This is a genomic window from Candidatus Aegiribacteria sp., assembly GCA_021108005.1.
Taxonomy (GTDB): Bacteria; Fermentibacterota; Fermentibacteria; order Fermentibacterales; family JCC-6; genus Aegiribacteria.
The window spans coordinates 1-22,758 of sequence record JAIORS010000155.1; the positions used below are offsets into that span (position 1 = coordinate 1).

The 22,758-nt window shown below is 45.1% G+C and carries 23 protein-coding genes; 9 read left to right on the plus strand and 14 right to left on the minus strand.

The window, feature by feature from the left end; all coding sequences use genetic code 11:
* Positions 1 to 191: T9SS type A sorting domain-containing protein (locus K8S15_09595; GenBank protein ID MCD4776286.1), on the plus strand; the 191-nt coding region annotated here is incomplete at its 5' end.
* A 23-nt stretch (positions 192 to 214) separates the two neighbouring features.
* On the opposite strand, the gene K8S15_09600 is transcribed toward K8S15_09595, so the two are convergent.
* The 4 genes from K8S15_09600 to K8S15_09615 are packed head-to-tail and all read right to left on the minus strand — an operon-like array spanning position 215 to position 4,574.
* The gene (locus K8S15_09600; protein MCD4776287.1) at positions 215 to 796 is read right to left on the minus strand and encodes an indolepyruvate oxidoreductase subunit beta; all 582 of its coding nucleotides are present in this window, start codon (positions 794 to 796) and stop codon (positions 215 to 217) included.
* Positions 793 to 2,577 carry an indolepyruvate ferredoxin oxidoreductase subunit alpha gene (gene iorA / locus K8S15_09605; GenBank protein ID MCD4776288.1) on the minus strand — a complete coding sequence of 595 codons (1,785 nt, stop codon included), beginning with the start codon at positions 2,575 to 2,577 and terminating at the stop codon, positions 793 to 795. Before iorA ends, K8S15_09600 begins: the two co-directional genes overlap by 4 nt.
* Positions 2,578 to 2,596: 19 nt before the next feature.
* On the minus strand, positions 2,597 to 3,679 hold the full coding sequence (buk, locus tag K8S15_09610) for a butyrate kinase (GenBank protein MCD4776289.1): 1,083 nt from the start codon (positions 3,677 to 3,679) through the stop codon (positions 2,597 to 2,599).
* Entirely contained in the window at positions 3,672 to 4,574 is a 903-nt protein-coding gene (locus K8S15_09615) for a phosphate butyryltransferase (GenBank protein ID MCD4776290.1), read from the minus strand. The genes buk and K8S15_09615 overlap by 8 nt, the downstream gene beginning before the upstream one ends.
* Before the next feature lie 156 nt (positions 4,575 to 4,730).
* Between K8S15_09615 and K8S15_09620 the strand changes: the two genes are divergently transcribed.
* From K8S15_09620 to K8S15_09635, 4 genes are all read left to right on the plus strand, one after another.
* Positions 4,731 to 5,432, plus strand: coding sequence for an HAD family phosphatase (locus tag K8S15_09620; protein ID MCD4776291.1), 702 nt, complete (start codon positions 4,731 to 4,733; stop codon positions 5,430 to 5,432).
* A complete protein-coding gene (locus K8S15_09625) occupies positions 5,429 to 6,007 on the plus strand; it encodes a hypothetical protein (protein MCD4776292.1) in 579 nt (192 codons plus the stop codon). The genes K8S15_09620 and K8S15_09625 overlap by 4 nt, the downstream gene beginning before the upstream one ends.
* A gap of 68 nt (positions 6,008 to 6,075) precedes the next feature.
* Entirely contained in the window at positions 6,076 to 6,600 is a 525-nt protein-coding gene (locus K8S15_09630; protein ID MCD4776293.1) for a hypothetical protein, read from the plus strand.
* Positions 6,600 to 9,413, plus strand: a complete 2,814-nt coding sequence (locus tag K8S15_09635) for a glycosyltransferase (protein ID MCD4776294.1) — start codon at positions 6,600 to 6,602, stop codon at positions 9,411 to 9,413. The genes K8S15_09630 and K8S15_09635 overlap by 1 nt, the downstream gene beginning before the upstream one ends.
* Positions 9,414 to 9,470: 57 nt before the next feature.
* Here the strand turns inward: K8S15_09635 and K8S15_09640 are convergent, their stop codons facing one another.
* The 10 genes from K8S15_09640 to rpmH form a co-directional block, all read right to left on the minus strand.
* Complete coding sequence (locus K8S15_09640; protein ID MCD4776295.1) at positions 9,471 to 9,638, minus strand: 4Fe-4S binding protein; 168 nt, start codon at positions 9,636 to 9,638, stop codon at positions 9,471 to 9,473.
* An 84-nt stretch (positions 9,639 to 9,722) separates the two neighbouring features.
* Entirely contained in the window at positions 9,723 to 10,589 is an 867-nt protein-coding gene (locus tag K8S15_09645; protein ID MCD4776296.1) for a ParB/RepB/Spo0J family partition protein, read from the minus strand.
* A complete protein-coding gene (locus tag K8S15_09650; protein ID MCD4776297.1) occupies positions 10,586 to 11,347 on the minus strand; it encodes an AAA family ATPase in 762 nt (253 codons plus the stop codon). The genes K8S15_09645 and K8S15_09650 overlap by 4 nt, the downstream gene beginning before the upstream one ends.
* A gap of 65 nt (positions 11,348 to 11,412) precedes the next feature.
* On the minus strand, positions 11,413 to 12,027 hold the full coding sequence (gene rsmG / locus K8S15_09655; GenBank protein ID MCD4776298.1) for a 16S rRNA (guanine(527)-N(7))-methyltransferase RsmG: 615 nt from the start codon (positions 12,025 to 12,027) through the stop codon (positions 11,413 to 11,415).
* Complete coding sequence (gene mnmG, locus K8S15_09660; GenBank protein ID MCD4776299.1) at positions 12,028 to 13,860, minus strand: tRNA uridine-5-carboxymethylaminomethyl(34) synthesis enzyme MnmG; 1,833 nt, start codon at positions 13,858 to 13,860, stop codon at positions 12,028 to 12,030.
* Positions 13,857 to 15,140, minus strand: a complete 1,284-nt coding sequence (locus tag K8S15_09665; GenBank protein MCD4776300.1) for a 50S ribosome-binding GTPase — start codon at positions 15,138 to 15,140, stop codon at positions 13,857 to 13,859. The genes mnmG and K8S15_09665 overlap by 4 nt, the downstream gene beginning before the upstream one ends.
* A gap of 14 nt (positions 15,141 to 15,154) precedes the next feature.
* The gene (gene yidC / locus K8S15_09670) at positions 15,155 to 16,744 is read right to left on the minus strand and encodes a membrane protein insertase YidC (protein ID MCD4776301.1); all 1,590 of its coding nucleotides are present in this window, start codon (positions 16,742 to 16,744) and stop codon (positions 15,155 to 15,157) included.
* Entirely contained in the window at positions 16,741 to 17,004 is a 264-nt protein-coding gene (yidD, locus tag K8S15_09675; GenBank protein MCD4776302.1) for a membrane protein insertion efficiency factor YidD, read from the minus strand. Before yidD ends, yidC begins: the two co-directional genes overlap by 4 nt.
* A gap of 15 nt (positions 17,005 to 17,019) precedes the next feature.
* Complete coding sequence (rnpA, locus tag K8S15_09680; protein ID MCD4776303.1) at positions 17,020 to 17,364, minus strand: ribonuclease P protein component; 345 nt, start codon at positions 17,362 to 17,364, stop codon at positions 17,020 to 17,022.
* Positions 17,352 to 17,486 (minus strand): 50S ribosomal protein L34, encoded by a 135-nt coding sequence (gene rpmH / locus K8S15_09685; protein ID MCD4776304.1) that lies wholly within the window; start codon positions 17,484 to 17,486, stop codon positions 17,352 to 17,354. Before rpmH ends, rnpA begins: the two co-directional genes overlap by 13 nt.
* A 321-nt stretch (positions 17,487 to 17,807) precedes the next feature.
* On the opposite strand from rpmH, the gene dnaA reads away from it, so the two are divergent.
* From dnaA to gyrB, 4 genes are all read left to right on the plus strand, one after another.
* Positions 17,808 to 19,148: a chromosomal replication initiator protein DnaA gene (gene dnaA / locus K8S15_09690; protein MCD4776305.1), complete on the plus strand. Its 1,341-nt coding sequence runs from the start codon at positions 17,808 to 17,810 to the stop codon at positions 19,146 to 19,148.
* Between the two features lie 225 nt (positions 19,149 to 19,373).
* Positions 19,374 to 20,495 carry a DNA polymerase III subunit beta gene (gene dnaN / locus K8S15_09695; GenBank protein ID MCD4776306.1) on the plus strand — a complete coding sequence of 374 codons (1,122 nt, stop codon included), beginning with the start codon at positions 19,374 to 19,376 and terminating at the stop codon, positions 20,493 to 20,495.
* 18 nt (positions 20,496 to 20,513) lie between these two features.
* Positions 20,514 to 20,789, plus strand: coding sequence for a DUF721 domain-containing protein (locus K8S15_09700; protein ID MCD4776307.1), 276 nt, complete (start codon positions 20,514 to 20,516; stop codon positions 20,787 to 20,789).
* A gap of 26 nt (positions 20,790 to 20,815) precedes the next feature.
* Positions 20,816 to 22,741 (plus strand): DNA topoisomerase (ATP-hydrolyzing) subunit B, encoded by a 1,926-nt coding sequence (gene gyrB, locus K8S15_09705; GenBank protein ID MCD4776308.1) that lies wholly within the window; start codon positions 20,816 to 20,818, stop codon positions 22,739 to 22,741.
* Positions 22,742 to 22,758: the final 17 nt, after the last annotated feature.

Consider the following 22,758-nt stretch of genomic DNA (forward strand, 5'->3'; position numbering starts at 1 on the left):
CGGAATCGGGGCCTGTCACCGTTTCCATTTACGATCTTGCGGGAAGACTGAGAGCGTTGCCCGTTGATGGAGAAATGGATCCGGGCACTCATGAGGTCGAAGTCTCAGGTTTGCCGTCAGGTTCCTACTACGTAAGGATGACAGCAGGTAACGATATCGTGCGGAGGGCGTTTACTCTGGCCGGGGAGTAAAGCTCTTTCTTTAATTCTTCCTGTTAATTCCCGAAGAGTTCCCTTCCTCTCCCGAATGCCTCAAGGTTCACTTCCAGCGCCTTCGGCGGCACGCGCTCTTCTATCGCCTTTTTCCAGTGGATTTCATCGATGGGCAGGTGGGGTGATACCGCGCCTATAAGTACGACATTCACTACCCTGAGGTTGCCTAGCTCCTCTGCAATCTCCACAGCCGGAACGAGTTTTACCGGAAGATGTTCATTTTCAATAATCGCGTTTACATCCGGATACTCCGCAACGCCTGTGTTAACGGTCATGGGGTTGATTTTCAAATCGCAGGTTACAAGTTTGCCATGGGGAGCAAGGTACGGCAACCATCTTAGCGCTTCCATCTTCTCCATAGAAAGGATCAGATCCGCGCATCCCTTCTCAACAAGCGGGCTGTATATCTTTTCCCCGAAACGGACGTGGCTCGATACACTTCCGCCTCGCTGAGCCATTCCGTGAACTTCGCTTTTCTTGACATCGTTCCGTGCGCGAAGGGCAGCCGCGCAGAGGACTTCGCTGGCAAGAAGAATACCCTGTCCTCCGGTTCCGCATATGATAACATTGGTTACGGATTTCATTGCAGTCCTCCCATATCCTTGGAGATGGCGTCTACAGGGCATACCTGAACACACAGATCGCAGTTGGGCCAGCAGAGAAGGCTGCTGATATCAGGCTTATCGACATCCCAGCTGATAGCGGGGCAGCCCAGTTTCATGCACAGTTTGCAGCCGATGCATTTTTCGGGGTCAAGTATTGCTACACTTTTCTTCTTCGGTCTGTAAGTCATTATGCAGGGTCTCCGTGTAATTATCACGGAGAGTTCATCACGGGCCATTTCTTCTTTGAGAGCTTCTTCCATCTCCGGTAAATCGTGTGGGTCCACTACGCGAATGTATTTCACTCCACAGGCTGCAACCATCTGCTCGAGGTCCAGGATCGGAGCGGGTTCTCCTCGAAGGTTTTTACCGGTTGTGGGGTTTTCCTGCCCTCCGGTCATGGCGGTAAGGCTGTTGTCCAGAATCATTACAGTTCCCGTATTGCCGTTATACACCATATCAATGAGCCCGGTTATTCCCGAATGAACGAATGTTGACTCCCCTATGGCCGCAACCAGTTTTCCCATTTCTTCTCTCCCGGTTGCCTTTTCAATACCGCTGAGCACACCTATTGAGGCCCCCATGCATACAGTTGTCTCCAGAGCGCTGTGGGGGGGCATCAGCCCAAGTGTATAGCAGCCTATATCACCCGTTGAGCTGCCGCCGAGTTTGCTCAGACAGTAAAACGCTCCTCTGTGGGGACATCCCGGACACAGCGCGGGAGGACGGGCCGGGAGTTCGATCTCACTGAAGGTTACCTCTTTTGTCGTGCCCGGATGAACAGCTTTCCTTACGATTTCCGGATTGAGTTCTCCCTCTATCGGGATGATATTCTGTCCATCCGCCCGAATGAGGAACCGCGCCCTGATGTTCTCCTCAAGGTAGGGATCGTTTTCCTCAACGAAGATGATCCTGTCAACCATATTGATGAATTTTTCTATAAGGCTCCAGGGTAGCGGATTGGACATGCCTATCTTCAGTACGCTGGCCTCGGGGCTTACTTCTCTGACGTACTGGTAGGATATGCCGCTTGTAATTATACCAAGGGAAGTATCCCTCTTTTCTATTCTGTTCAAAGAACATTCCGAACCCCAGACCGAAATATCTTCGAGCCTTTTTTCAACCCTGCTGTGCATCGCTCTTGCGTGGGCTGGGATTGGAACCCTTTTCTTAATATCACCCACATAGCCCTTTATGGGAATTTCTTTCCTCGGGCCGACCTTTACCATGCTCTTGGAGTGACAGATCCTTGTTGTCACCCTGAGAAGAACAGGGGTGTCGAAATCTTCTGAGATCCTCAGGCCTTCTCCAACCATATCCTTGGCTTCCTGGCTGTCAGAGGGTTCCAGAATCACTACCTTTGCGGCCTTGCCCATCAACCTGTTATCCTGCTCGTTCTGGCTGGAATGCATGCCCGGATCATCGGCGGATACTATTACGATACCGCCCGTCGCCCCGATGTAACTGAGTGTGAAGAAGGGGTCAGCGGCTACGTTAAGACCCACATGTTTCATTGCGGAAAGTACGCGTGCTCCCGCGAAGGAGGCGCCGGCGATTACTTCCATTCCCACTTTTTCGTTTGGAGCCCACTGAGCATCTATCTCATCGTACTCTTCGCCTATCGTCTCGAGAATTTCGGTCGAGGGGGTTCCGGGATAGGCCGCGGCAAAATGGACTCCGTATTCCCAGGCGCCCCTGGCAATGGCTTCGTTACCCGAAAGAAGGAGGGTTCCTTCCTTTATAGTGTTCAGTTTCTTCCTCATTTGCCGCCTTTCTTTCTATTTATCTGTACTCTTTTACATCTTCAACGGAATCGAGAACCCTGAGGACACCTCTCATCAGTGCTTCAAGTTCCTCTTCCCCCGGAAAGATAATGATTTCTCCGAGGTACTCAAGGTTATGTCCAAGCGTATCTGTCATCCAACTGTTGTTAGCTATGCCTCCTGTAATAACGACCGCGTCAACTTTTCCTGCAAGCGCCGCAGCCATAGCTCCGGCTTCCTTTGTTATCTGATATGCCATCGCCCGCAATGCCAGGTCGCAGTCCTTATCTCCCTCATTCGCCCGCTTTCTGGCTTCACCTACATGATCTGTACCTGTATACGCTATGAGTCCGCCGCGTTTCAGCAGCATTTCTTTCATGTCCTTCCAGGTGTAATCTCCCGATAGACAGAGCTTTACAAGCCCGGTTGTAGGTAGTGACCCGACCCTCTGGGGACTGAAGGGGCCTCCATCGTTGGCCTGGCTCGTATCTATCATTCTGCCTTTTCTCAAAGCGGTTACTGATATCCCGCTACCAAGGTGAAGTACAACAAGATTCAGTTCGCTTAGTTCTCTCCCAAGCTTCGCGGCAGTTTTGTATGCTACCATCCGAATATTGAGGGCGTGGCTCAGGCTTGTCCTTTCAAGTGCGGGAAGACCGGACAGTCTGGCCTCGTCTATCATTTCATCGACACAGACGGGATCAACGATAAAGGGCTTGATTCCCGCTGTATTCGCGATAGAACTCGCCAGCAGAGCACCAAGATTGGAAGGATGGTCCGCCTGAAGAGTTGAGCCATCCCTTATATCTTCAACAAGAGTTTCGTTGACTTCATAGGTTCCGCTTTCAAGTGGCTTGAACGCGCCACCGCGGCCAACAACAGCATCGAGATCCTCCAGATTGTACCCCGCCTCGATTAAAGCCTTAAGAACTATACTTCTGCGGAAATCCTGCTGGTCGAATGTTGTATCGAACTCCGCCAGTTCTTCCGGCATATGTCTTATACTTTTCTCGAATAGAAGCTCTGTTTCCCTGAACAGTCCGACCTTTGTGGATGTGCCCCCCGGATTTATGGCAAGTATCAGCCTTCCTTCATCAGCCATTGTTACCTCCAGACACCACTACTCCAAGGGCCAGCGAATTAAGTTTTGTCCTGGCTTTATCAGACCTGGAAAGCATGACCACAGGGGCGGCGGCTCCCGCTATTATTCCCCCCGCTTCCGCGTTCGCCATGTACATCAGTCCCTTCGCGAAAATGTTTCCGCACGAGATGTCCGGAGTTATCAGAACGTTGGCTCTTCCCGCCACTTCTCCATTCATTCCCTTAATCGCGGCTGCTTCCGGATCCATGGCTCCATCAACGGCAACCGGGCCGGCTACGGACAAGCCCGGAATTCCATCTGCGGATATCTTTGCGAACATTACCGTTTCGGGCATTTTCTCGTTCGGGACTTCAATTGCCGCAAGTAATGCGACAAGAGGCTTCTCGGCTCCAAGTTTTATTATCACATCTGAGGCGTTCACCGCTATCTGCCTGATAGCTTCTTCGTCCGGCGTTATGTTCATTCCACCATCGGAGATCGCCACAAGCCTGTCCTGGCGGGGAATGTGTAGCACAACAACATGACTAAGAATTCTGCCTGTTCTCAAACCGTTTTCCTTATCGAGCATCGCCTTCTGGAAAATGGAGGTTTTAAGAAGACCCTTCATGAGAATGGAGGCTTCTCCGGATCTCACAAGTCTTACCGCTTCCAGTGCGGCTTTTTCGGGATCTTCAGAATTCACGATCTCTATTCCATCGGGCAATTCCCTTCCCAGTTCACGGAGGGTTTCCCGGACACCGGCCGCTGGACCTACTATCACCGCTGATGAAAGTCCTTCCTCAAAAGCTGTTATCAATGCTTCAATTGAAGATGCGTCGTGACCCATTGGTATAGCGACCCTTGCGTCTGAAATCTCCCTGGCAGCCTGTCTGATTTCACTGAAATTGCTGAACAAGTGAACCTCCCTGATAGAATGAATCCCGGAGCTTGGATTACCGTAAATGACAGGGTAGAGTATACTATTGCAGTGGTCTGATATCTGTCATTTTTTGTATTATGTAGAGTGAATTTCTTGCAGCCAAGGCGATATTTAACGGTATGGTGGTAAAGCATGAATACTAAACCTGTTACGTCCAATCTAAAGTGCGCATGGAGTACGGCCAATTCGGTTCTTTTCGATTTCGACGGTGTACTTGCGGACAGTGAACCATTTTTCAGAAAATCATGGAACATCGCTCTTGAACCGTGGAATCATTGCATTTCGAAGCAGGACTACTGGAAATACTGGTCCTCCCTCGGAGAAGGTCTTGATGGCGAGATTCTCAGGTGCGGTCTGGAGGGGTTGGATATCCAGCGCATAAGAAAGAGACAAAAGAAAGCCTACGAGGGATTTGTGAATGATGGTCTTGTTCCTCTGTTTCCACAGACCGCGCGACTGCTTGAAATTCTTTCCTCAAAGGAATTTTCTTTTAAACGCCCCTACGGAATAGCTTCCAATACTCCTTTCAATCTCGTCCGGAAGATCCTGATTGCGGGAGGAGCGCCGGTCCCCCTCGTAGTTGGTGGAGACAGACTCAGAAAAAAACCATCTCCGGACATTTTCCTGCGGGCATCTTCAATACTTGGCTGCAATCCTTCATCGACTCTTGTGTTCGAGGACTCGTGGAAAGGCATAACTGCAGCTGAGGGGGGAGGGTTTATCAGTGTACTTGTACTGAATCATTACAACAGGAACCTTGATATCAAAAGCAAATTGGTTATCGATGGACTGGAGCAGCTTCTTGATATGATAACCGGGGGGAGCAGGCGATGAATACAATCCTCGAAGCGGATATTTTTACTTTACCGTATGTCAGTTTTCTGGCGGGACTGGTGTTCTGTCTCCTTGGAAGGAAACTGCTTGGCGTAATAGTCATTATCTTCGGATTCTTTATAGGATACACGTGGGGAGCAGTTCTCCTGTCCGATATCATGGGCAGAACCATGGCTTCGTCACCATGGATACCGTGGGTGGCGGGAGCTGCTGGAGCCGCGGTGGGGCTTTTAGCCTGGAAAGTATCGATGTTCTTTGCCGGAGCTGTTATAGGCCTCTTTATAGCAAGGGGACTTTTCCCTTCGATTCCTGGAATAGCTCATGCCGGAATCTCTCTGCTGGCGGGAATTCTTGTACAGGTATACAAAGACCCTATTATTTCTCTGCTGACCGCAATCGCGGGAGCATACATAGCTGCCGGCTCTGCGGTAATCATGCTGAACATGGTCGGCTTCCTTGACGCGATAGGAGCATATACGAAGTCGTCAAGCGCTGCTCTGGTTATAACGATCGTACTTACTCTTATATTCACATTCGTTGGTTACAAGTTCCAGACCCGCGACCTCAATACTTGAAGAAGCTTCCTGACGGGAGTATATTGCTTTGATTGTTGAATTCTCTTTACTTTCTCCGGAGGATGTTTTTGGGTCAGAGACTTATAGACTATGCTCTTGTTGCTTTAGTGATTCTCGGTGTTTTCGGGCTTTTCAGAGTATCCAGAATACTTATGCGGAGTGTGCTGACAAAACTTAAAAAGCGATACGGTGTTCTCAACGCTGATAGAATGCTTGTAACAGGGTTCTTTTTTCTACTTGCCGGATTGATGTTTCTTCCCGCGTTCACCTCACTGCTGGCGGGAATAAACAGCCGGATGCTTACGGGAGGAATGGTTCTTCACCTTGTACTTGTTGCCATCTCGGTGATACTTTTCAGCATCGCGGAGGATCTTTTCCGTGATTTTTCAAGTTGCCCCCCGCGTGAAAACTGGACTGTCAGCAGACATTTCAAATGTATCTCTATACCATTTATTGCTTTCTGGGCCACAGGCTGCGTTTTCCTTAGCCCTATATTCTACTCCGGCCTTACTGTGATACTCGCTATTTTCTACCTCTTCGCCCTTTCCTGCAGACCTTGTACAAATGCAGATGATGTGGACATGTCCAACTGATGACTGATGGTCAGATTCGCATACTTCACATAATTACAAAGCTGGCTGTTGGCGGTGCTCAGCTAAATACTCTGATATCGACAAGAGATATTTCGCGGAAAGGCTACCATTCAGATATCATTACAGGCCCTGAGCGACCATTGGAGGGGGATCTTTTTTCTCTCGGAGAGAAGTGGAACCTTAATATTATTACGATTCCTCACCTCAAGAGGAACATCTCTCCACTTTGCGATTTTCTGGCTCTGATTGAGATCAAAAGAGTTATAAGCAAAGGCAATTACGATATTGTCCATACTCACGGATCAAAAGCCCGATTTCTCGGCAGGATAGCGGCCTCCTGTTTCGGCGGTATAAAAGTAATACAGACCGCCCACGGCTGGCCATTTTACAAGTCAATGAATTCCTTGAAGAAATTTGTTTACGTCTCGCTCGAGAAAATCGGTTTTAATCTCGCGGATTTAAACATCTGCGTCAGTCCCCGAGACCGGGACAAGGCTCTGCATCACGGAATAGGGTATCTCGATGATTACAGGATAATTCGGAGTGGCGTTGAGTTCGATAAATTCCGTGCGGCAAGGGGCAATAAGGCTGAAGCCAGAAGGAAGCTGGGTATCGGTGATGAAATGGATGTCGTGGGTTCTGTTATGCGATTCTGTCCTGAAAAGGCTCCGGACATCTTTGTCAGGGTCGCTGCGGGAGTAATTGAAAAGAAACCGAAAACAGTGTTCTTCCTCGTGGGAGACGGTCCGCTCAGAATCCGGACTGAAAAACTGATTGACTCATTTAATCTGAAGGATAACATCGTTCTGCTTGGAAGCAGGAAGGATGTTGTGGAGATTCTACCGGCATTCGACGCATTTCTGATTACTTCACGCACCGAGGGTCTTCCCAGAGCTCTTCTTGAATCCCTTGCGGCCGGAGTTCCGGTTGTTTCAACTGATGTGGGCGGAATACACGAATTGATAAAGTGCGGACGTAATGGTTTTCTATCCGCTGAAGGCGATATCGAATCCCTGGTGGCTGATGTAATCAGGATTCTAGATTCCCCGGAGAAAACGAAGGAGTTAATCGCTCATGTAGATGAGGATATTGAACCGTTTTCGGCATCGAAGATGGTTGATGATCTTTTCGAGCTGTATACAAAAATAGCATCGCCCGCCATGAATGTGGTTTTTCTGTGTGATAACGAACCTTTCAACATCCCAAGAACTATTGCATGTATTATCAGAAAAAGCCCTTTCAACAGATATACGGTTATTTCTATTCAGGGACACGGCTCTCTTAAAAAACTTTCTGTAAATTTCAATCGCTACATGTCCCTTTATGGGTTTTTCTGTTTCTTCTCTAAACTTTCCTGTTTCCTGATGCTGAAGATATCGGGAAAGCTGAGGCTTCCCACGAAATTTTCCCACTCTCTGAAACAGACTGCCACAAGGGAACATGCCGGTTATTCAACTCTAGACAGGTTGAATTCAAAGCACTCCAGGGAATATCTTGAATCCCTTGATCCCGATCTCTTCATCTCCATGGCATGTCCGCAGATATTGAAGAGGAAAACCCTTGAAATACCGCGGCTGGGAGCCTGGAACGTGCATTCAGCTCTTCTTCCTGCGAATAGAGGAATGCTTCCAACATTCTGGTCACTATACCACGGGGATACACCGGGGGTCACACTTCACAAAATGGTTCCCAAACTTGATGCGGGTGGAATACTGATACAGAAGAAAATCGATTGTTCAATAAACGATACCTCTCTTCACCAACTCCTGAGCACAACAAAGGAACTTGCCGCCGAAATAGTAACCGAAGGGCTTAATGTTCTTGAAAAAGGCGATTATACGCTACTTCCTAACCTTCCGGAAAAGGCTACTGTCAATACTTTTCCTTCAAGGAAGGATGTTCTGAGATTCCGGGATATGGGTGGAAAAATAACTGGTATTATGAAAAAACGTCCGGATATCGCGATCTCATTCGACGTCGAGGAATGGTTCCAGACGTATGCGGCAAGGAAGTGGTACCCGCGGCAAGACTGGGACAGGATCGATGACAGGTTAAGCATTATCATTGATAACATCCTCCAGATCCTGGATGAACATAAAGCAAAAGCTACTTTTTTCTTTCTCGGCTGGATCGTCGAGCGTCACCCTGAATTAGTTTACAAAGTTTTGGAAAAAGGCCATGAAATAGGTTACCACGGATATAATCATGAGGAACTGAATTCGCTGACAAGGGAGGAGTTCAGCGGAAACCTTGATCGTTTCCTCAAGCTTCTTGCCTCTCTCGCAATTCCACAGCCTGTCGGATTCAGGGCTCCCAGTTTTTCATTAAGGAAAGATACGTCCTGGGCAGTTGACGAAATCAGATCGAGGGGGTTCAGTTACGACAGCAGTGTATACCCTATGTTCAAACTCCGCTACGGTACACCGGAAGCCCCGCTGAGACCATTCAAACTCAATGGCGAAAAGTCTTCCATCATTGAACTTCCGCTTGCTTCAATACCTTTGGCCGGAGAAAAGATACCTATTGCAGGCGGAGCTTATCTCAGATTTTACCCAGAATTATTACACAGAGTAATGCTTAAAAAGCTGTCAAATTTAAATATCACCCCGGTTCTGTATTTCCATCCCTGGGAGATAGATTCGATGAATATCTCAAGAAGAATGAGTTTCGTTCAGAGGTTCAGGCAACATCACAATTCCGGTAAGAATACAATTTCAAAACTACGCTGGATTCTTAGACATTACAGGGGAATTACATTAAGAGAACTGTCTGAACAGTTCAAAGAAAGCGAAATAGCTGATTTCAACTGGTAGGTAAGCCACCTGAAAGATTATTCAGGCGGCTTATCTTTACTGTATCTCTGTCCGGATTTATGGAGCCTCGATTGCTCCTACAGGACAGGCTGGAACACATGCTCCGCAGTCAATGCATGTATCGGGGTCGATCGAGTATTTATCCCCTTCAGTTATCGCATCAACGGGACACTCGGGTTTACATGCTCCGCATGCGATACATTCGTCGTTTATTGTATGTGCCATTCGTACTCCTTTCAGATCTGTCTATTGGTTAGAAAACTATTTCAGCGAGTATATTTTATGAATTGTTTATGGTCAACTATTTGCTTAACTCTCTGACCCGGATTTGATAAAAAGAAGAATCCTGTCAAGTTCATCAAAACTGTGGTAGCTTATCTCTATTCTTCCGGTCTTTCCCTTTCCCTTTATCCTGACCTTTGTTTTAAGAATTCTCTGCATCGTCTCCTGAAGCTTCCTTGTCTCAGCGGATTCCATTGATGAAGAATAGCTGGATTCTGATTTCTCCGGGACATTAAGCCTTCTAACCTTCTCTTCAAGCATCCTTACAGACATACTCCGTTTTGCCGCGTTAACAGCTATACGCTGAATCATGGCTTTGTTATCAAGTCCCAGCAAGGCTCTCCCGTGTCCCATGGTCAGCCGGCCGGCCCTTAAAATGTCAAGAACCTGTTCTGGAAGTTCCAGAAGCCTCTGGAAATTAGCAACTGACGATCGGCTCATTCCAACTTTTTCTCCCATTTCCTCCTGTGTCAAACCAAATTCGGAAGAGAGCCTTTTGAAAGCCTCGGCCTTTTCAACCGGACCAAGATCCTGTCGCTGGATATTTTCAACAAGGGCAAGAGCAAGCATCTGCTGATCATCAGCTTCCCTGACAACTACGGGAACTCTTTTCAGACCTGCTGTACTTGCCGCCCTGAGACGCCTTTCTCCGGCAATCAGCTGATAACGCTTACCTGATTTTCTTATTATAAGAGGCTGAAGGATACCCTGAGAAACTATGGATCTCGAAAGAGATTCTATTTCCTCCTTTTTCCATTCTTTCCTTGGCTGAAATGGATTTGGGTCAATAAGCTCTATGTTTACTTCCCGGGGATTTCTGGTATCGTCTTCCCTGATTCCCGGAAATATCTCATCCATTCCCTTGCCAAGCGCCTTGCGCTTTCTCTTTGTCATCTTTTCATCACCTCCCTGGCCAGGTTAAGGTAGCTTAACGCGCCTTTTGATTTCGCGTCATAAAGCAGCACGGGCATACCGTAACTCGGTGCCTCGCTGAGCTTTACGTTTCTCGGGATGTTTGTTTCATAGAGCGTTGATCCCAGAAATCCTTTCACTTCTTCCTCAACATCGCGGCTTAGTATCAACCTTCTGTCGAACATTGTAAGAACAACGCCGTTTATTGTTAACCCTGGATTCCACAGCTGCTTAACGTTCTTAACAGTATCCATCAGATGAGAAAGACCCTCAAGGGCGTAATATTCACTTTGAAGGGTTACAAGAACTTCGTTTGAGGCAACAAGAGCGTTTATAGTCATTAAGCCCAGCGAAGGAGGACAGTCTATCAGTACATAATCGAAACTGCCTGTGCTGTCTTCGATAGCTTCTTTTAACAGATATTCTCTGTACTCAGCCCCGGCAAGTTCTATTTCAAGACCGGAGAGATTTCTTGATCCCGGAATCAGCATAAGCCCCTCAACAGCGGTTTTCTTCATTACTTCTTCAAGGCTGTTCTCCCCGAGAATAAGTGTGCTGATATTTTTTTCGAGGTTCTGGCTGATACCTAGGCCTGCGGTAGCGTTTACCTGTGAATCAAAATCTATTATCAGAACTTCGCTGTTATTCATTGCCAGGCTCGCGCCAAGATTGATGGTAGTTGTTGTTTTTCCAACACCACCTTTCTGGTTGGCAATGGCTATTATTCTTGTTCCGGTCATGCAAATCCTTTTCTGAACTATCATGATGTAAAGAGTATTCTACACTGTTCTTGTGTCAGTCAGAATCAGAGACGATACTGCACCAGAAATCCGCCACGGTCAAGCGGTGGGTATTTGAGTTCAATGAAATTTTCATACTTTCGGTTTTCTGCAATCTCCGGCTGCCTGTATACGAATACAGAACCTTTCCCTGTGATTTTTCCTATAGTTTCAAGCAACGAATCCGGAGGAGCAACAGCTCTTGCTACGAATTGCTTTACTTCATTACCCGGATTGAAATCTTCAAGTCTTGCGGGAACAATTTCGCAGTTTTCAAGACCAAGCTCCCTTATTGCATAGCCAAGGAAAAGGTGCTTTTTTCTCTTTGGTTCGAGAAGGATCATTCTGAATCCCAGAATCGCAAGCACAATCCCCGGGAATCCGTTTCCGCTCCCTATATCTACCACAGTCCTGTTGATATCAACCAGAAAACCGTACAACATGGATTCCATGAAATGTCTGCTCCAAAGCCTCTGTCTTTCTTTGGGGCCTATCAGATTTACCCTGGAAGATCTTTCAAGAAGAATTCCTGCGAATTTTCCGAAGAGTTCGTACTGCTTTTCATCAATATCTACACCCAGTTCTTCAAGATCATGCTCCATGGTTCCCCTGGGAGGAAATGGCAGAGGAAGTGAAGTCATTTACCTTTCGGCTCCTTCCGCAGTGTTCCACGTGGAACGTTTTCTGCTCAGGTATATTAAAAGTCCATGAAGATCGGTTGGCCTTATTCCCTGTATCTTCTCCGCTTCAGCAAGAGTTTTTGGTCTTTCTTTCTGCAACGCTTCTCTTGCTTCCCAGCAGATTTCGTCAATCTCCATGTAGGAGTTAATTTCCATGAGACTGATCATATCTGCATTTTTTCTTGATTCATTCCTTCTCAGATTCCTTCTTATATAACCGCTGTACTTCTCATCCAGCATTACAGATCTTAGAATGCTTCTTTCAACCCCATACAAAGACGGAACCTCTTTAACAGCATTTTCCGTACTGTTGCCGGTTCTTCTGCACCACTTCAACATTTTTACGCCATCAACCGTCTCTCTTTCAAGAATACTCCTGATTTTTTCCGCTTCCTTCATATTTGCAAGTAATTTCTCTTTCTTCTTCTCTGAGAGTACTCCCGTTCTGCTAGCTTCAGCGCATATTCTTCTATCGGCATTGTCCTGCCTGAGATGCAATCGGTTTTCTGCCCTTGAGGAGAACATTCTATATGGTTCATCGACTCCTTTTCTGACCAAATCATCGATCATTACTCCTATATAGGAAAGCATCCTGGACATCTTTACCGGTTCCATACCCTTTGCCGTTCTTCCTCCGTTCGCTCCGGCTATCAGTCCCAGGCCCGCTGCTTCCTCGTACCCGGACGTTCCGCATATCTGCCCTGCTATGAAAATATTCTCTGATCTTCTAAGCTTCAGTGTGTTATCTATTTCTGAATAGTGAAAGTACGAATATTCCACGGCATATCCGTAATCAGATATTACAGCTTTATCGAATCCCGGCAGCGATCTCACCATTTTTTCCTGCGCTTCTCTTGGAAGGCTGCTTGAAAGACCGTTCAGGTAGAAATATCCTGATCTGTATCCCATTGGTTCAACATAAATTTTGTGACTGAGTCTATCCGGGAATTTTACAACTTTATCCTCGAAACTGGGACAGTACCTTGGGCCAGTTCCTTCAATTCTTCCTGCCATAAGAGGTGAAAGATGAAGATATCCCTTTGCAATCTCCATGGTTTTTCTATTTGTGTTTATCGTGTAACAAACCTCTTCTTTATCTGAAAGAATGCCACTATCGAAACTGAAACTGAAATCCGTATTCTCCGACATCTGTATTTCCAGATCGTTTGTATTTACGGAGCTTCTTACTATTCTTGCCGGTGTTCCGGTTTTAAAACGTTCCACGTGGAACATTCTCTTAACAATGTCCGTTTCAAGCGAATCGGCAGAGATATCCCCTATTCTTCCGCCTTTCCACAATTCATCTCCCCTGAACAGTCTTCCCTTCAGGAACGTTCCTGTTGCCAGCACAACTGTTTTCCCTCTTATTTTCCCGTTCTTCCTGCACCTTACCCCTTCAACCCTTTCAGTTTTACCCTCTAATTCTGTTACTTCGTCCTCCAGAATGTCTACACAGCTTCCACCAAGGTATCTCTGCTGTTCCCTGGCGTAGGCATCTGCATCCGACTGAACCCGAGGCCCCCATACAGCCGGCCCTTTTTTTCTATTAAGCATTCTGAACTGCAATCTCGTGGCATCGGCTGTTTTCGCCATTGAGCCATCCATTGCGTCAATTTCACGTACTATTGTACCTTTTGCAATTCCTCCTATTGCCGGGTTGCATGACATCTCTCCTATTCTGCTCTTTTTTGCTGATATCAAAAGGACGCTGCAGCCAATTCTTCCTGCTGCAAGCGCCGCTTCTATTCCCGCATGTCCACCACCCACAACAATTACATCGTATTCTTCCTTCATTTACCCACGCACATACCGGCAAGAGCTCTTTCCACACTTAACTGGATGTTTTCCCCTTTACCAAGCAATCGTCTCATCTCTATTTCGGCTTCTTTAAGAAGCTCTGCTGCCATGTCGTACTCGTTTGAAGACAAGTATTCCATCGCTTCTTTAATTCCTTCTTCAATTCTTTTCGCTACACCTGATAAAGACATGCTTCCGGGAAATTCTGAGATTAGTTTTCTCAGTTCCTCCATTCCCTCTTCGGTTAGCGATGAAACTCTTAGCAGTTCGCTTTTGTCTTTTCTTTCATTGATATCACTTTTTGCTTCTATTTCTATTATTTCCCTGGTCTTTTTCCTTACCCTGTCATCCGGTGGTATTCTTCCTCCTTCTGACATCCAGATTACTCTGTCAGTTCCTTCAAGCCCATTAATAACAGATTCCGATGCTGTTTTGTCCAATCCTAATCCATCTGTACCCGCCGTATCGCAGAGCTGAATTCTTCTTCCCTCTATTTCTACAAAACCTGTTGAACCATCTCTTGTTGTTCCCGGTTCGTCGGATACAAGCGCCGCTTTTTTTCCAGTCAATACATTGAACAGTGTTGATTTCCCTGAGTTTGCCGGACCCATTATCATGACTCTCTGCTTCTTTTCAAGTGATACGGTTCTTCCTTTGAATTCCTCCGCTTTTGTAACCAGCTCGCTGAAAGCATTCTCTATTTCTTCTTTGTCAACTTCAAGATGAATGTCACCGAATTCTATATTGCCTTCAACCAGTTCTCTTGTTCTTTCTATTTCCCTCAGCATCTTTCTGCATTGGTTTACAGTGTCTCCCGCTGATTGCTTTGTATCCTTCTCCGTATCCCATGATGCCGCAAGAGCTATAACCTGTACCGCGTTCATTTTTCCGTTAACGAACGCTCTTCTTGTAAATTCCCCCGGTTCCGCCCTCCTTGCCCCTTTCCTTATCAGCAGCTCAATTATTTCTCTTACCGACGAAGGAATCCCGTGACATGTAATCTCTACCATTTCCTCTCCGGTGAAACTTCTTCCCTCCGGCCACGAGATGGCGACAACTTCATCAATTGGTCTTCCGTTTTCAGTTACGTTACCGACTTTCCTTCTCATTCCTCTCAGTCGGTATCTTTCGAGTGACATTGCTTTTTCAACAATCTCGAAAGATCCCTTACCGCTCAGTCTTATTACTGATAAGGCGGAAGTTCCCTCGGGGGTTGCTAATGCGCAGATAATTTCAGCAGATTCTTTATCTCTTTTTGATTTTTCCTTTTTAGGCATTTTTCAGTTCAGCTTCAGCCCTGCTCCGCCTCCAGTTTGTTCTTAATAAGCTGCTGCTGCCATATTGTAAGCAGGTTGTTTGTAAACCAGTAAAGAGTAAGTCCTGCGGGGAATCTCATGAAGAGGAATGTCATGAAAATGGGCATCATGTACATCATGCCCTTCTGGCTCTGATCCGTCATTGTCATCTTCTGCTGCACGAACATCGCTATACCCATCATCAGAGCAAGAATCCCTATGCCGTGAAGCCCAAGAATGGGTGACGGGAAGGATATAAGTATTTCCGGTTTTGAAAGGTCATTTATCCATAACATGAACGGCGCTCCCCTTAACTGCACTGAATTCGCCAGTACTCGATAAAGTGCGAAGAAAACCGGCATCTGCATCAGCATTGGAAGGCAGCCTCCCAGCGGGTTAACACCCTCTTCCCTGTAAAGTTTCTGCATTGCGCTCTGCAGTGCTTTGGGATCGCTTTTGTACTTCGTCTGCAGTTCTTTCATCTTTGGCTGTACCTGCTTCAGTTTTGCCATTGATTTGAAACTCTTCGAGGTAAGCGGCATGAGAACAAGCTTCAGCACTACAGCCATCAGTACGATCTTAATGCCCCAGTTGCCGACAAATGATATTACCGATGTACAGAACCAATAAAGAAGCCTTCCGATATCTCTTATTATCGGCCAACCAAAATCAACAAGTCTGCTTGTGTCTCTACCCAGGGATCTTAGTCTTCCATAATCCAGAGGTCCTGCGTAAACGAATATTTTTGCATCCTGCAGCCCAATGGACGGTGATTCATCTTCGTCTGTTGTGTAAAGGTAACCGTATGCCCTTTCATAGGATTGAGGCATCATTATAACCGCGAAGTACTGTGACCTGGAAGCTATCCATTCAACGTTCCCTATTTGCACATTCTCAGTAATGCTACTGGATTTTCTATCTTTTACCTTTTCCGCATTCCACTGTGCTTTGAAATATCTTGAAACATTCGAATTTGTCTCACTTACCGGTAATATCCCTGAGTTCAGTACTGTTATTTCATCACTATTGTCTGTTTCCAGTAAAAATCCGTATCTACCCGGCGTGAATGTGTATCGTATCTCTCCTCCACCTGACGGATCACTGAACACTAATGTTTCCGGGTTTTCGCTTACAACAATCGTATCGCTCGATGAAGTTTCGTAATCAGTACTGTTCCTTATCCAACTGTTCCCGTTAAAATTTACACACCCATCAGATTCGACACCTGGCATATCTTCGTACTGAAGAAGTTTCCAGCTGGTTACAGTGCCGCCTTCTGTTGATATCTCCGCTTCTACGATTTCATTAGTTTCATCGAATATTATTACTGTAATTACTCTTTCATCGGGCAATTCTTCTGTTATATCTTTCTTGCCTGATGAATCAGATTGTAAACTGTCCTGTACTATTTCGACCGTATGTTCATCTTCCTCAATCGTTTGCTGTTCCTGTGAAATCTGCGGTACTGTCTGTACCGTGCTTTCTGCACTGTCATTAGTTGTTGTTTTTCCCATAAACTGCCAGCTTACAAACAGTACTACCGCCATCAATGCGGCTGCCAATAGAAGTCTTTTCTGATCACTCATTTACGATTCTCCCATTTATCGGGTACAGGGTCATATCCGCCATTTCTGAATGGATGGCATCTGAGTATACGCAGTATCGCCAGTTTTGATCCCTTCAATATTCCGTATCTCCCTATTGCAGTTTCCGCATAAACGCTGCATGTCGGTTTGTATATGCAGCTTGACGGAAACATTGGTGATATGAACTTCCTGTATCCTCTTATTGTACCTATGAGCAAAGACTCTGTTATTTCTTTTAACCTACCGTCTTTTTTACTCATTGGCTTTGACATGTTTCAGCAGGAATTGTTTCCTATTATTGATATCAGTTTTCCAAATTCATCACGTATTTCCGGCCATTTTGCATCCTTCAGTTTCCCTGCCGGTAATATAACTATGTCCGCTCCCACCATGTTTCTTTTTTCATTTGCCAGCCCTTTTATCCTTCTTCTAATCAGATTTCTTCTTACCGCGTTTCCACTTTTTGCGGAAAGAGAAAACCCCAGGCGAATAAATCCCAGGGTATTCTTTACGTAAACCGCCCTGAATGAAACACCCCTGAAAGCATTACCAGTTCTGAAAACCCTTCTGAACTGGCCTGCCTTTTTCAGGGTTCTCCCAGTTTCTGTCAGGGTATCAATCTTTTTCTACCCTTTCTTCTCCTTGCATTTATCGTTCTTCTGCCGCTTTTCGTCGACATTCTTTTCCTGAATCCGTGTCTTCTTACTTTCGACAGTTTGCTTGGCTGGTATGTTCTTTTCATTAAGAATCACTCTTTCCCGAATACTCGCCTTGACGAAGGCGTGATTATTGCATCAGTTTCAATAGTCAGTAAATATCATTCTCTGGAGTCAACGATTGTGAAAGCTAGCCAATATAATCATTTATGTCAAGTATTTGGGACAACTCCATTTGCATGTTCAGAGGTTATCAACATCTCTTCTTTACTATATGTTTGTTTATTGTCTAATTTCTTTAATGTCACTTATTTACCTGTTTCTATCGCTGTGGATATCTCTGTGGATAAACAACGCTTTTTACTGCGAGCCTTTATCTTAAGCTACAGTTATTGATTGGAATGCATATGGAATCTTTCAATCCTTCCGAATTATGGATCAGCTGTCTTAATGAGGCTGAAAAGAATCTCGAATCTACCGAATTTGACGCATGGCTTAAAAATTCATCCTACGAAGACATCAATGGAACCCGTCTTGTTATAAGATTCAGAAATTCTTTCGTTGCTGGACATGCTAAATCACGTTTCGGCAATATGCTTGAAGATATTGTCCGTGATATATCCGGAATTAACGAACTCGCTCTTCAGTTTGTAGGAAATCCTGCTAAAGCTGGTCCTTCCACAACTGAGAGGATTTCATCAAACAGCGTTTCTTCCTCAGATTCAACTTTTCTTCGATCAAATTACACCTTTGAACATTTCATTGTCGGCCCCAACAACCAGCTTGCCCATGCTGGCGCGCTTGCTGTAAGCCGCGATATCGATTCAACAACCTATAACCCTCTTTTCATTTACGGCGGAGTAGGTCTTGGAAAAACACATCTTATCCAGGCCATAGCGCATCATCTTAGAAAGGATGATCCTAAGAAAACTTTCAGTTACCTTTCAACTGAACTCCTTGTTGAAACTTTTATAAAAGGTGTAATTCAGAATGACTACACAAAATTCAGGAAACTTTTTCAGGGTATTGACTATCTTCTCCTTGATGATATTCAGTTTCTTAAGGGCAAGGTTGAGACTCAGGAAGCGTTTTTTCACCGTTTCAACGAACTGCACCAGCATGGTAAACAGATTGTTCTTACATCTGATAGACCACCACACGAACTTCAGGATCTGCCTGAAAGACTGATAAGCCGTTTCCAATGGGGGCTTGTCGCCGATATAAAACCTCCCGAATACGAAACACGTCTGGCCATACTCCAGCTTCTTGTCAAAGATGAAGAACTTGATGTAAGTCACGATGTTCTTGATTATATAGCGTCTTCAATAAGGAAAAACGTAAGACAACTCTCAGGTGTAATTCACAGGCTTGCTGCCATGTCCAGACTTACAGGATGCAGTGTGGACATGAATCTTGCACAGAAAGAAATCAGTTCCTCACTCGGAACAATAACAAGAAGACTGACTGCTGGTAATATCGCTTCTGTGGTTGCCGAGAGTTTTGATGTTTCTCCAAGCCAGTTGAAGGGAAAACAGAGAAAGAGGAGTATTCTTGTACCAAGACAGGTTGCCATGTCACTTATCAGAGAACTTACTTCTTTGTCTCTTAAGGATATAGGTTCCTTTTTCTCAGGCAGGGATCATTCCACAGTTCTTAACTCCATTGACAGAATAGAAGAACTCAAGCAAAATGATCCGAATCTTAATAGCAAAATCGAGGAAATAAAGAGAAAACTTATTTCCATCTAACACCAGTAAACCCAACTTCTATTTTTGTGCAGAACTTATTTTCCTGATCGTTCAATTTTCCATGATGTTCAAAAGTCTTTTCCCACAATATCATTATCCACAACTTTTCAACACTCACAAATTCCTCTTCGCTTTTCCTCATGTGACATGTCCACATATCCACATGTATAATAACTATTATTATTGCTCTCTAACTATTCTATTTATAAAGCTGGAGGAAATCTCATGATTAAACTTCTTGTCAACCATTCCGACTTGCTTAAAGGTTTGAATTGTGTCGCAACCGCTCTACCCACAAGAAGTAGTTTACCATATCTTACAAACGTGCTTCTTGAAACTGAAGGAGACACTTTACGCTTGTCCGCTACCGATCTGGACACAACGGTTATTACAACAATTCCTGCATCGGTGACTACTTCCGGTTCAATCACGCTTCCCGGAAAAAAGCTTCATGAAATAGTTAGAGAGCTTCCGGAAGAAGATGTGCGTTTCAGCGGTACCGGAAATAGAATATCGATAAATTGTGGAAAAGGTTCGTTTTCTTTAAGTGGCAACTCGAGTGAGCAGTTCCCGTCACTTCCTTCAAAAAGTGGTGTTGAACCGGTAACTGTTCCTGTAGATGTTCTTTCCGACGCGATAAGAAAAACTTCTTACGCTGTTGCGAAGGACGATTACAGGGCAACACTTAACGGAGCCCTTCTTGATATTGGTGAAAACGGTTTTGAAATGGTTGCAACCGATGGGCACAGGCTTAGCTGTATAACCCTTGGCAGTATGCCTTCGCAGGTAAACATTCATGCTCTCGTTACACAGAAAGCTTTGAATCTTTTCGCGAAATTATCCACAGATGGTGATGTTCTCATAAGGTATAAAGGATCTCAGATATCGTTTGAATTTGATGATACCATAATTTTCAGCAGGACCATAGATGGTGAATACCCTCCGTACAGAAAAGTAATTCCGGATGATAACGACTGTCTTCTTATCACAAACAGGCTGGATATGATTTCTGTTTTAAGAAGAGTAAAAACTATGGCAAATCCTTCTACACATCAGATAAAATTCTCACTTGAAAAAAATAAAGTTCTGATTCATGCGGAGAGTGCTGATGCCGGAGAAGCACACGAGGAACTTGATGCTGAATTTGATGGCAACCCATTCCAGATCGGTTTCAATGGTATATTTCTTATGGAAATCCTTCGCAATATGAGCTGTGAAAGGATAGTTATGAAAATGAAGGACAGCAATACTGCCGTTGTATTGAATGACGCTGAAGAAACGGAAGGAATTGATTTCTATCTTGCTCTCATAATGCCGGTAAAGCTGTCAAAAATAATAGAAGAATAGTTTGGGATAACTTAAACCTTGCGAAAAATCGACGGTCTGATAAACGAAGTTCTTGGTGATTATAAGCCAGATGATTATCAGAAAAGGAACAAGGCGGTAATGCTGTGGGAAGATATCGTTGGAAAGGAACTTGCGGCTTATACTAATCCGGTAGGTTACGATGGATCAATATTGCTGCTGCGTATAAAACATCCTGCCGCTTCAATGGAAATAGGATTGAGGAAAAAGGATATACTGAAAAAACTAAATTCAGTATGGCATGAAGAACTCTTTACAGATATCAAAAAAGTTTAGCGGGGAAAAAAGGAAGGTAATTTAATTTGACCGGGAATACTGAAAAATATGACGCGAATTCGATAAAAGTTCTAAAAGGCATTGAACATGTCAGAAAAAGACCCAGCATGTATATCGGCTCTACTTCACAGACGGGTCTTCACCACCTGGTCTGGGAAGTTGTTGATAATAGTGTTGATGAAGCGCAATCAGGATTTTGTACATCGATAGAGGTTGTTCTTCACAACGATGGATCGATCTCGGTTAACGATAACGGGCGTGGAATTCCGGTAGAAATGCATCAAAGTGGAAAATCCGCTCTTGAAGTTGTAATGACCACTCTTCACGCCGGCGGTAAATTCGATAATGAAGCTTACAAGACATCGGGAGGCCTCCATGGCGTTGGTGTAAGTGTAGTCAACGCATTGTCGGAATGGTTAACCGTTGAGGTTCATAAAAATGGAACTATCTACAGACAAAGTTTTCAACGAGGTGAATCAAAAGGAAACCAGGAGAAGATCGGTAAAACTGATCTCAGAGGGACCAGGATAAGATTCAAACCTGATTACGAGGAAATTTTCGAGACATCAAATATGAATTTCGAGACACTTTCCGGAAGAATGAGGGAACTTGCTTATCTGAACAATGGATTGAAATTGAGTATTACCGACAAAACACGTGAGAATAAGGAAAGAGAAGAGGTTTTCTGTTTCGAAGGGGGCCTTAGCTCATTCGTGGCATATGTAAACGAAGCAAATGCACCTCTTCATGACCCTGTGAGAATCAGCGGAGAGTTTGATCTTGAAGAAGAGGGACTGATAATTGTTGATGTAGCGCTTCAGTACAACAAGGCTTTCCAGGAGGACATATTTTCCTTTGTGAACAATATCAATACCATTGACGGAGGGACACACCTTTCCGGAATGAAATCGGCTCTTACAAGAACACTCAACGAATATGCCATGCAGAATAACATGTTCAACCGTAAGGAAGACTCTTTTTCCGGGAGCGATGTAAGAGAGGGGCTGGCAGCTGTAATCAGTGTAAAAATCCGTGATCCTCAATTTGAGGGTCAGACAAAAACCAGGCTTGGCAACAGAAAAGTTCAGGGGGCTGTACTTTCACATGTAAGCAAGGGACTGTCAACGTTTCTTGAGGAAAATCCCTCGATAGCAAGGAAGCTAATTCAGAAATGCATCGTTAATAACAGCTCCCGCCAGGCGGCAAAGAAAGCAAGGGAGCTTACAAGAAGGAAATCAGCTCTTGAAACAGCAGCCCTTCCCGGAAAACTTGCCGATTGCTCCGTGAACAACCCTGAGGAAGCAGAACTTTTCATCGTAGAGGGTAATTCAGCGGGAGGTTCAGCTAAACAGGGACGTAACAGGCATTTCCAGGCTATCCTTCCCCTCAGAGGAAAGATAATCAATGTCGAAAAGGCACAACTTGCAAAGGTCCTCAAGAACAATGAAATCAGAACCATCATCACTGCTGCCGGAACCGGTATCGAAGAAGACTTCAATATAGACAGCCTGCGATACCATAAAGTTATAATAATGACCGACGCTGACGTTGACGGTTCTCACATAAGAACACTGCTGCTTACTTTCTTTTACAGGCATATGCTTGAGCTGATAGAAAAAGGATATGTGTACATCGCCCAGCCTCCGCTGTACCTTATCAGGAAGGGGAACACCAAACGATACGCATACAATGAAAAAGAAAGAAAGAGCATAGTAAGTGAATTAGGCTCAAAAGGAATTTCAATGCAGAGGTACAAAGGGCTCGGTGAAATGAATCCTGAACAGCTTTGGGCAACAACGATGGATCCCGAAAGGCGGATTCTTCTTAAGGTCAGGCTTGAAAGCGCCATGGAGGCCAGTCACATATTTTCTGTTCTTATGGGTGATGATGTTGAACCAAGGCGCGAATTCATACAGCGGCACGCAGCCGATGTAATCAATCTGGATGTCTAGTATGCCTGATAAAGAAG

What these genes read in the sequence shown, in the direction of transcription:
- K8S15_09600 (MCD4776287.1), bottom strand. Translation starts at nt 796, where the DNA reads ATGAAATCCGTAACCAATGTTATCATATGCGGAACCGGAGGACAGGGT.
- iorA (MCD4776288.1), bottom strand. Translation starts at nt 2,577, where the DNA reads ATGAGGAAGAAACTGAACACTATAAAGGAAGGAACCCTCCTTCTTTCG.
- buk (MCD4776289.1), bottom strand. Translation starts at nt 3,679, where the DNA reads ATGGCTGATGAAGGAAGGCTGATACTTGCCATAAATCCGGGGGGCACA.
- K8S15_09620 (MCD4776291.1), top strand. Translation starts at nt 4,731, where the DNA reads ATGAATACTAAACCTGTTACGTCCAATCTAAAGTGCGCATGGAGTACG.
- K8S15_09625 (MCD4776292.1), top strand. Translation starts at nt 5,429, where the DNA reads ATGAATACAATCCTCGAAGCGGATATTTTTACTTTACCGTATGTCAGT.
- K8S15_09635 (MCD4776294.1), top strand. Translation starts at nt 6,600, where the DNA reads ATGACTGATGGTCAGATTCGCATACTTCACATAATTACAAAGCTGGCT.
- K8S15_09640 (MCD4776295.1), bottom strand. Translation starts at nt 9,638, where the DNA reads ATGGCACATACAATAAACGACGAATGTATCGCATGCGGAGCATGTAAA.
- K8S15_09645 (MCD4776296.1), bottom strand. Translation starts at nt 10,589, where the DNA reads ATGACAAAGAGAAAGCGCAAGGCGCTTGGCAAGGGAATGGATGAGATA.
- K8S15_09650 (MCD4776297.1), bottom strand. Translation starts at nt 11,347, where the DNA reads ATGACCGGAACAAGAATAATAGCCATTGCCAACCAGAAAGGTGGTGTT.
- rsmG (MCD4776298.1), bottom strand. Translation starts at nt 12,027, where the DNA reads ATGACTTCACTTCCTCTGCCATTTCCTCCCAGGGGAACCATGGAGCAT.
- mnmG (MCD4776299.1), bottom strand. Translation starts at nt 13,860, where the DNA reads ATGAAGGAAGAATACGATGTAATTGTTGTGGGTGGTGGACATGCGGGA.
- K8S15_09665 (MCD4776300.1), bottom strand. Translation starts at nt 15,140, where the DNA reads ATGCCTAAAAAGGAAAAATCAAAAAGAGATAAAGAATCTGCTGAAATT.
- yidC (MCD4776301.1), bottom strand. Translation starts at nt 16,744, where the DNA reads ATGAGTGATCAGAAAAGACTTCTATTGGCAGCCGCATTGATGGCGGTA.
- yidD (MCD4776302.1), bottom strand. Translation starts at nt 17,004, where the DNA reads ATGAGTAAAAAAGACGGTAGGTTAAAAGAAATAACAGAGTCTTTGCTC.
- rpmH (MCD4776304.1), bottom strand. Translation starts at nt 17,486, where the DNA reads ATGAAAAGAACATACCAGCCAAGCAAACTGTCGAAAGTAAGAAGACAC.
- dnaA (MCD4776305.1), top strand. Translation starts at nt 17,808, where the DNA reads ATGGAATCTTTCAATCCTTCCGAATTATGGATCAGCTGTCTTAATGAG.
- dnaN (MCD4776306.1), top strand. Translation starts at nt 19,374, where the DNA reads ATGATTAAACTTCTTGTCAACCATTCCGACTTGCTTAAAGGTTTGAAT.